The following is a 6,802-nucleotide window of genomic DNA, read 5'->3' on the forward strand; positions in this document are numbered from 1 at the left end:
GTTTTCTATATTCGCTAATTATAGGACAATAAAGACATTGAAAAACTATGAGCAAATATCCAATTTATTCCATACAGCGGTTTAACTGCAATGATGTCAACAGTGATTTCTATATAAACACCTTCAAAAATCACTTAGTAAATCACAGTTTTGTCGAAGAACCGCATAGACATAATTCGTATGTGCTGGTTCTGTTTACCAATGGATCAGGGACGCATGACATCGATTTTGATACTTTTGGGATTCAGCCAGGGAGTATGTTTTTTTTACAACCTGGACAAATGCATCACTGGAATTTGTCGGGGGATATTGACGGGTTTGTGGTGTTTTATTCTCAGGAAATGTATAATCTTTATTTTCGACAAAAAACAATTGACTCTTATCCGTTTTACCATTCGTTGGAAAATTCGCCCGAAATGGTTTTGGGTGCTAAAGAAGTCAAAGATATTAAACCCTATTTCTATAATATGCTTACTGAATATCAAGGGAATAAAATGATGAAGCAGGACAAGATTATAAACTTATTGGATAGTATTCATATTGAAATTGCCAGAAAGTATAATGAAACTCATGTTCTGGAAACACATTCTTATAATTCGAGAATCAAAGATTTTGATGTGCTTTTGGAAAAGTATTTTTGGACAGAAAAAGCGCCTTCTTTTTATGCATCACAACTCCATATTACTCTGAAACATTTGAATAGGATATGCAATGAAATCCTAAAAAAGACAACCACACAGGTTATTACCGACAGAATTATCCTGGAAGCCAAAAGGATGCTAATGGATAAAAAAAGAACAGTCAACGAAATTGCATCAGCGTTGGGTTTCGATGACTATTCCTATTTTGTGCGTTTGTTTAAAAAGCATACTGCAATGACGCCGACGGCTTTTAGGGTTTCTAAAAACAGTTGAGTTTTGAGATGAAGAAGTCTGAAACTGGAGGTTTTATTTTGAAAACTGTAATGTCTTGTTTTGTTTTTTGGGTTAGGGATAGAAGGGGAAATCTTTTTATTTTTTTTTCTTTAAATAAAAGATTACTTCACTTAACATTTATTTTTATAGGAGTTCAGTGAACTTCGTTTATAGCGTATAGCCCGCCCCGCAGGGAACCCCATAAAAAAATAGCTTAAAATTTAAAGCGGTAAAACTTTAAACCTTAAGCTATTTTAAACTTTAAGAAAAAACTATGTGTTATGCAGGAACTTCAGTAAATGAAACTGCTTCTTTGATTCTTTTTAATGCTTCTTTCAAAATGTCTTCGCTTGTTGCGTAAGAGAAACGGATACAATCTGGGTTTCCAAATGCGTCTCCTGTTACAGTTGCTACGCAAGCTTCAGCCAAAAGATACATAGAGAAATCGTTCGCATCTTTGATTAATGTTCCTTTTAATGTTTTTCCGAAGAAAGAAGAAACGTCTGGGAATACATAGAAAGCTCCTTCTGGAACGTTGATTTTGATTCCTGGAATTTCTTTCAATAATCCAACAACTAAATCTCTACGGCTGTGGAAAGCTTGAACCATGTGGTTTAATACGCTTGGATCAGCATCTACTGCAGTAATTGTAGCACGCTGCGCTACAGAATTTGCTCCAGATGTTACTTGACCTTGAATTTTTGTACATGCTTTAGCAATAAATTCAGGTGCTCCAATGTAACCAATTCTGTATCCTGTCATTGCGAAAGCTTTAGCAACTCCGTTTACAGTAATTGTTTTTTCCAGCATTCCCGGAATAGACCCGATGCTGCAGAAAGTTCCTGAGAAATTGATGTGCTCATAGATTTCGTCAGCAACTACATATATGTTTGGGTATTTTTCCAATACTTTAGCCAAAGCTGTTAATTCTTCTCTACTGTAAACAGATCCAGAAGGATTACAAGGTGAAGAGAACCACATCATTTTTGTTTTTGGCGTGATAGCAGCTTCTAATTGTTCTGGCGTGATTTTGAAATCTGTATCTACAGAAGTTGGAACTTCTACAGGAACTCCACCTGATAATTTTACGATTTCAAAATAAGAAACCCAGTAAGGTGCAGGCAAAATAACCTCGTCACCATCGTTTAACATTACTTGGGCAATGTTGTATAATGATTGTTTTGCTCCTGTCGAAACTACGATTTGTGATGGTTTGTAATCTAATCCGTTGTCTCTTTTGAATTTTCTGCAGATAGCCTCTTTTAAATCAACATATCCGTCAACTGGAGAATACGTACTGTAGTTGTCATCGATAGCTTTTTTAGCTGCTTCTTTGATGAAATCTGGAGTATTGAAATCTGGTTCTCCTAAACTTAAACTGATAATGTCTTTTCCTTGTGCTTTTAATTCTCTAGCCAAAGCAGCCATCGCTAATGTTTGTGATGTGGCTAAATTGTTAATTCTGTCTGAAAGTGGATTGCTCATTAAATTGTAATTTTTTGGTTTATTCTTTTTTTAGATAATTATTATAGTGCGGGTTCTAGTCCCAATGTTCTTAAATGTTTGAAATGGGCAACAACAGCAGCTGTCATTGTTTTGTATTCGTAATATGGCAATTGGCATTCTTTTGCTGTTTCCTTAACTATTTTTGCAATTTTTCCATAATGAACATGGCTGATGTGTGGGAAAATATGGTGCTCAATTTGGTGGTTTAATCCTCCTGTGTACCAGTTTACAATTTTGTTTTTTGGTGCAAAATTAACTGTGGTAAACAATTGGTGTATTGCCCATGTGTTTTCCATTTCGCCAGTTTCATTTGGTTGTGGATTGGCAGCTTCGTCAACTACGTGTGCCAATTGGAACACAATACTTAGGATTAATCCAGCAGTGTAGTGCATGATAAAGAATCCAACCAAAACTTTCCACCAAGTGATTCCGATAACAATTGGTAAAACAATCCAAATAGCTATGTAAATTACTTTTGTGATGATTAGTGTTGTCCAAAGTACTTTTGGGCTTTTTGGTTCACCATAAGATAATTTTCTTTTTAGGTAATTGCGCATTTGTTTAAAATCGGTAGTAATGGCCCAGTTGAAAGTCAATAAACCATATAAAAACACAGCATAATACTGTTGAAATCTATGGAATTTATGCCATTCTGCTTCTTTAGAAAAACGCATGATTCTTCCTGCTTCCAAGTCTTCGTCGTGACCAATTATATTTGTGTAAGTATGGTGTAAAACGTTGTGCTGTACTTGCCAGTTGTGTACGTTTCCAGCTAATACATATATAGTTCCACCCATAAATTTATTAACCCAGCTTTTGGTTGAATAAGATCCGTGATTGGCATCGTGCATTACGTTCATTCCAATTCCGGCCATCCCAATTCCCATAACGATAGTTAATAGAAGATGAGCCCAAAAAGGCATGTCTAAAGTAAGTATCAGAAAATAAGGGACCAGAAAAACGGTGAAGAGAATTACGGTCTTCAAATGGATTTTCCAGTTTCCAGTTTTCTCAATATTATTTTCTTTAAAATAGCTGTTAACTCGTGAATTAAGAGTTCTAAAGAACTTCAAATTGTCTTGTTTTGCAAATGTAGGTGCGGTATTGTTCATATAATTTTTTGAATATTTGCAAAGGTAACTAATATAAATTTTCAACATACAATATTGAGTTAAATATTTATAAGCTAAAAGCAGTACTTTTGTTAAAAATTTTTAAGATGGACGAGATTCTAAAGTATTTTCCTAATCTATCTGATATTCAGGTAGAACAGTTTCAAAAATTGGATTTTTTATACCACGATTGGAATGAAAAAATCAATGTTATTTCACGTAAAGATATTGATTCATTGTACACTAAACATATATTGCATTCATTGGCCATTGCCAAAGTAAATAAGTTTGAACCCGGAACTTATGTGTTGGATGTGGGTACCGGTGGTGGATTTCCAGGAATTCCATTAGCTATTCTTTTTCCAGAAACGCGTTTTTATTTGATTGATGTAATTGCCAAAAAAATAAGGGTGGTCAAAGCTGTTGCCGAAGCTTTAGAATTAAAAAACGTAAAAGCCGAACAACTTCGTGCCGAAAATGTAAAAGGAGATTTTGATTTCATAGTAAGCCGAGCGGTGACTAATATGCCTGATTTTGTTTCTTGGATAAAAACCAAAATCAAGAAGCAAAATAAGCACGAATTGAAAAATGGAATTCTTTATCTAAAGGGTGGTGATTTAACTGAGGAACTGAAAGATTTTCCTAAAGCAACCGAATACAATATTTCTGATTTCTTCGAAGATGAGTTTTTCGAAACCAAGAAAGTGGTTCACTTGCCGTTGAAGTTTGTGGTGTAAATTTGTTGAAAATAATTTAGTTAAGTTTAAAAATAAATAAATGATTAAGAGAATACAATTATTGAGCTTATTGTTCGTGTTTTTTATTTCAGCCAATGGTAATGCACAAGATTCAGAAGTAGGAAATTGGTTTCTGTATTTTGGGAATCAAAAAATAAATAATCGATGGAATTTTCACAATGAAGTGCAATATCGAAATTATAATTTTGCAGGAGATTTAGAGCAATTGCTTTTAAGAACAGGGATTGGATATAATTTGTCCGAAAACAATAACAATGTACTTTTGGGATATGCTTACATCCATTCAGAACCTTATATTGCTGGAACAGATGATAAGTTTAAAACTGATGAGCATAGAATATTTCAGCAGTTTATTACCAAAGAGCAATTTGGTAGAGTAAATATTCAGCATAGATACCGTTTTGAGCAGCGATTTATTGATGAAAATTTCAAGATGCGTTTGCGTTATTTTCTGTCTTTGAATATTCCAATTAACAAAAAGGTAATGGATAAAAATGCTATTTATGCTTCTGCATATAATGAAATTTTCATCAATACTGAAGCCAATTATTTTGACAGAGACCGTATTTATGGAGGTGTTGGTTATTGTTTTAATAAAAGTTTAAAAATGGAAGTGGGTGTGATGTCACAAATCTTGTCGAACTCAAGTAGAACCCAATTTCAAATTATGTTTTTTAATAGTTTGCCTTTTTAGGTTTTTATGCTTTATTTTTTTGATAAAATGATTTTATGAAATTATGTATAAAGGAAAAAAGGTATTGCCTAATTTAATTATTTTGTTTTTTATTCTTTTAGTATCGCTATTGTATGGTTGTAATAAAGAAAATAAATTCAAGAAAAATGAGAGCTTTTATCGAGCTATAAATGGAAATGATACTGCTTTTTTGTCATTATCGTTGACAGAGAAACATTTCACTGGAAAATACGAGATACGATATGGGACAGTAGGGAAAGATTCTGGAGATGTAAGAGGTAAAATTTCTGGAGATACTTTACTGGGGTTGTACAATTATGTTACTTACGGTGGAAATAATAATATAATTCCAATTGCTTTGTTAAGAAGAGGGAATAAGATTTATTGGGGTAAAGGATTAGCAATGAGTCTGATGAATGTTCATTTTTTTTCGAAAGATGTCCAGATGGACTACGATAATTCAGAATTTGTTTTTGAAAAGATAAATAAAGTAGAAAAGAAATAAAAAATGTAGTTTTTTTAAACTGATTTTATTTCTAAAGACAAACCCCACAAGACTTCAATATTATTTGAATCTTGTGGGGTTTTATTGTTTATAATGTCTTTTACGACTTTAGACTTTCAATTTTGTGACTAAAAGCTATTCTCCCAAAAACGGATATCTGTAATCAGTTGGAGTTACAAATGTTTCTTTGATAGTTCTAGGAGAAGCCCAACGCAATAAGTTCAATGCAGAACCAGCTTTGTCGTTAGTTCCAGAAGCTCTTGCTCCACCAAATGGTTGCATTCCTACGATAGCTCCAGTTGGTTTGTCATTGATATAGAAGTTTCCGGCAGCATTTTGCAAAGCGGTTGTAGCCTCTTCTATAGCATAACGATTTTGACTGAAAACGGCTCCAGTTAAAGCATATTCAGATGTTGAATCTACTAATTTCAATGTTTCAGACCATTTAGCGTCTTCATAAACATAAATCGTCATAACAGGTCCGAATAATTCGGTTTCCATTGTAGAATAATGAGGATCTGTAGTTACGATTATTGTTGGTTCAACAAAGTATCCAACAGATTTGTCGTAATTTCCACCAACTATAATTTCCGCATCAGTGTCCTTTTTGGCTTGGTCAATATAGCTAGCCAATTTATCAAAAGAGCCTTCATGGATTACAGCAGTAATAAAGTTGCTGAAATCTTCTGGAGAACCCATTTTCATTGATTTTGTATCGGTAATCAATTGTTCTTTAATAGCTGGCCATAAGCTTTGTGGTACATAAGCTCTTGAAGCAGCAGAACATTTTTGTCCTTGAAATTCAAATGCGCCTCGAACAATTCCTGTGGCCACTTGTTTTGGGTTGGCACTTGGGTGAGCAATGATAAAATCTTTACCTCCTGTTTCTCCAACGATTCTTGGATATGTTTTGTAATGGTGGATGTTTGTTCCAATTTTTGCCCAAATATCTTTGAATACATGAGTAGAACCTGTAAAGTGGATTCCGGCAAAATCACGACTTGCCAAAACAGTATCAGTAATCATTAATGCATCTCCAAAAACAACATTGATAACTCCATCGGGAACTCCTGCTTCTTTGAAAACATCTATAATAACTTTGGCAGAGAATACTTGACTGTCACTTGGTTTCCAAATTACAACATTCCCCATCATAGCAGCACTTGCAGGTAAATTGGCAGCAATAGCAGTAAAGTTGAATGGAGTTATTGCGTATACAAAACCTTCAAGAGGTCTGTATTCTAAACGGTTCCACATATCAGAGGACGATTTTGGCTGGTCAGCATAAATCTGAGTCATAAATTCTACGTTGA

Annotated in this window: 7 protein-coding genes; 4 read left to right on the forward strand and 3 right to left on the reverse strand. The window is 34.0% G+C overall.

Annotated features, from left to right (window positions below):
- Nucleotides 1-47 precede the first annotated feature (47 nt).
- Nucleotides 48-914, forward strand: coding sequence for an AraC family transcriptional regulator (locus tag B0E44_RS14040; protein ID WP_077376450.1), 867 nt, complete (start codon nucleotides 48-50; stop codon nucleotides 912-914).
- A 279-nt stretch (nucleotides 915-1,193) separates the two neighbouring features.
- Here the strand turns inward: B0E44_RS14040 and B0E44_RS14045 are convergent, their stop codons facing one another.
- Both B0E44_RS14045 and B0E44_RS14050 read right to left on the reverse strand, forming a co-directional pair.
- On the reverse strand, nucleotides 1,194-2,399 hold the full coding sequence (locus tag B0E44_RS14045; RefSeq protein WP_077376453.1) for a pyridoxal phosphate-dependent aminotransferase: 1,206 nt from the start codon (nucleotides 2,397-2,399) through the stop codon (nucleotides 1,194-1,196).
- 41 nt (nucleotides 2,400-2,440) lie between these two features.
- Nucleotides 2,441-3,532 (reverse strand): acyl-CoA desaturase, encoded by a 1,092-nt coding sequence (locus B0E44_RS14050; RefSeq protein WP_077376456.1) that lies wholly within the window; start codon nucleotides 3,530-3,532, stop codon nucleotides 2,441-2,443.
- Nucleotides 3,533-3,639: 107 nt separating this feature from the next.
- Between B0E44_RS14050 and rsmG the strand changes: the two genes are divergently transcribed.
- Genes rsmG through B0E44_RS14065 form a run of 3 tightly spaced genes read left to right on the forward strand, consistent with a single transcriptional unit; the run spans nucleotide 3,640 to nucleotide 5,489 of the window.
- On the forward strand, nucleotides 3,640-4,269 hold the full coding sequence (rsmG, locus tag B0E44_RS14055) for a 16S rRNA (guanine(527)-N(7))-methyltransferase RsmG (RefSeq protein ID WP_077376459.1): 630 nt from the start codon (nucleotides 3,640-3,642) through the stop codon (nucleotides 4,267-4,269).
- A gap of 40 nt (nucleotides 4,270-4,309) precedes the next feature.
- Nucleotides 4,310-4,984 (forward strand): DUF2490 domain-containing protein, encoded by a 675-nt coding sequence (locus B0E44_RS14060; RefSeq protein ID WP_077376462.1) that lies wholly within the window; start codon nucleotides 4,310-4,312, stop codon nucleotides 4,982-4,984.
- A gap of 43 nt (nucleotides 4,985-5,027) precedes the next feature.
- Nucleotides 5,028-5,489 (forward strand): hypothetical protein, encoded by a 462-nt coding sequence (locus tag B0E44_RS14065; protein ID WP_077376464.1) that lies wholly within the window; start codon nucleotides 5,028-5,030, stop codon nucleotides 5,487-5,489.
- Between the two features lie 135 nt (nucleotides 5,490-5,624).
- Here the strand turns inward: B0E44_RS14065 and pruA are convergent.
- Nucleotides 5,625-6,802, reverse strand: a 1,178-nt coding sequence (gene pruA, locus B0E44_RS14070; RefSeq protein ID WP_077376469.1) for an L-glutamate gamma-semialdehyde dehydrogenase, incomplete at its 5' end; no start/stop codon positions are given.

This window comes from Flavobacterium sp. A45 (genome assembly GCF_002001005.1).
Taxonomy (GTDB): Bacteria; Bacteroidota; Bacteroidia; order Flavobacteriales; family Flavobacteriaceae; genus Flavobacterium.